Source organism: Streptomyces sp. NPDC036813 (assembly GCF_055609245.1).
The window spans coordinates 1-1401 of the sequence record NZ_JBVJPV010000052.1 but is presented as its reverse complement, the minus strand read 5'-3'; the positions used below and the strand labels follow the sequence as shown (position 1 = coordinate 1401).

At 68.0% G+C, this 1401-nt stretch carries 1 protein-coding gene; it reads left to right on the top strand.

Features of this window, described 5'->3' with window-relative positions:
* Positions 1–53: 53 nt before the first annotated feature.
* Positions 54–1238 (top strand): IS701 family transposase, encoded by a 1185-nt coding sequence (locus ACZ67Q_RS39410; protein ID WP_471192469.1) that lies wholly within the window; start codon positions 54–56, stop codon positions 1236–1238.
* Positions 1239–1401: the final 163 nt, after the last annotated feature.

Sequence of the window (1401 nt, the reverse complement as noted above, 5' to 3'; positions counted from 1 at the left end):
TACTGCAACGGTGCTTGTCGTGACTGATGGCCAGGTCGGTCGTTGGTGTGGTTATGGGTGGGGACCTTTCCGATGTCAGGCTGTGGGCGCGTGAACTGGACGTGGTGCATGAGCGGTTCGTGCACCGTTTCAGCAGGCCGGAACCCCGGGAGTCGGCACTTGCCTATATGCGGGGGCTGATCGCTCCGCTGCACCGGAAGAACGGCTGGACGCTGGCGGAAGAAGCCGGCCACGCCGGCCCGGACCGTATCCAGCGGATGCTGAACCGGATCGAGTGGGACGCCGATGAGGTCCTCGACGACGTGCGCCGGTACGTGGTCGACAACCTCGGCGACCCCGAAGCGGTCCTGGTCGTGGACGACACGGGCTTTTTGAAGAAGGGCACGCGGTCGGCCGGGGTCCAGCGGCAGTACTCCGGCACCGCCGGGCGGACGGAGAACTGCCAGGTCGGCGTCTTCCTCGCCTATGCCACCGCCCGCGGGCGGACCCTGATCGACCGCCGCTTGTATCTGCCCACCTCCTGGACCGACGACCGCGAAAGGTGCCGCCGGGCCGGCATCACCGACGAGGTCGCCTTCGAGACGAAGGTGGCCATGGCGAAGGCGATGGTCCGCCGCGCCATCAAGGACAAGATCCCGTTTCGGTGGGTGACCGCGGATGCCGCCTACGGCTTCTCCAAAGGCTGGCGCTCGGAGCTGGAGCGGGCGGACGTCTTCCACGTCATGGCCACCACCCGGCACGACACCGTGGTCACCCGCTGGGCGATCGACCACCCCGTCCACGACCTGTTCAACGGCCTTGCCCGCCAGAAATGGAAGCGCCGTTCCTGCGGCAACGGGGCCCACGGCCTGCGGATCTACGACTGGGCCCGCGTCGAGGTGCGGCCCTGGCACCGGCCCGACCGCCGCCACTGGGTCATCGCCCGCCGCAGCGTCACCCGCCCGCAGGAGATCTCCTACTACATCGCCTACTGCCCCGCCCAGACCACGCTGGACGACCTGATCCGCATCGCGGGCAGCCGGTGGGCCATCGAGGAATGCTTCCAGAGCGCGAAGCAGGAGTGCGGCCTGGACGACTACCAAGTCCGCCGCTACCCCGGCTGGCACCGCCACATGACCCTGGCCATGGCCGCCCACGCCTGCCTGACCGTCCTGCGAGCCCGCGAGCTGGATGCCGAGAAAGCAGAAACGGATCCTCCCAGCTCATCCACCTCAGCCTCGCCGAAATACGACGGCTGATCACCCGCCTCACCGACCGCCGGCCCCCACCCGTCGAGCACATCCTGCACTGGTCGACCTGGCGCCGACGACGACAACACCAGGCCCGCACCAGCCACTACAAACGGCGCGGACACAGCCCCTGACCTGGCCATCAGTCACAGCAAGCACCGTTGCAGTACTA